At 73.5% G+C, this 464-nt stretch carries 1 protein-coding gene; it reads right to left on the reverse strand.

All coding sequences use genetic code 11. The features are described from left to right. Positions 1 to 464 (reverse strand): hypothetical protein (locus tag AC1DYK_RS35750; protein WP_478170578.1); only part of this gene is annotated, 464 nt, incomplete at both ends.

Raw genomic sequence — 464 nt, forward strand, 5'->3', positions numbered from 1 at the left:
CGGCCATCTCCGCCCGGATGCCCTCGACGGGCCGCAGCGCGCGCCTCGTCATCAGCCAGGTCACCGCGGCGACGATCAGCAGCATGACGGGCAGCCCGAGCAGCATCGCGCCGCGCACGCTGCCCACCGCCTTCTGCTCGGTGGCGAGCGGGGCGCCCGCGTGGACGGTCAGGGTCACACCGGCGCCGGTGGTCGCGGAGACCGAGGCGAAGCGGTAATCGGCGGTGTCGCCGTCGACGGTGGCGGTGCCGTTGGTGAAGTCCGGGTCGTCGGTGGAGACTTCGCCGCGGGCAGGGATGTTCCCGGTCGCGTCGTCGTCGCCACGGTTCTCGCCGCCGTGGCGGTCGCCGCCGCTGTCGTCGTCGTCGCTGTCGTCGTCGGTGCCGGTGCTCGTCGGCGCGACGGACGTATGGGGGGTGACCCGGTCCGTACCCGTGCCGGTGATCGCCTTCAGGTCCCTGGAC

Source organism: Variovorax sp. P2_H12 (genome assembly GCF_056403395.1).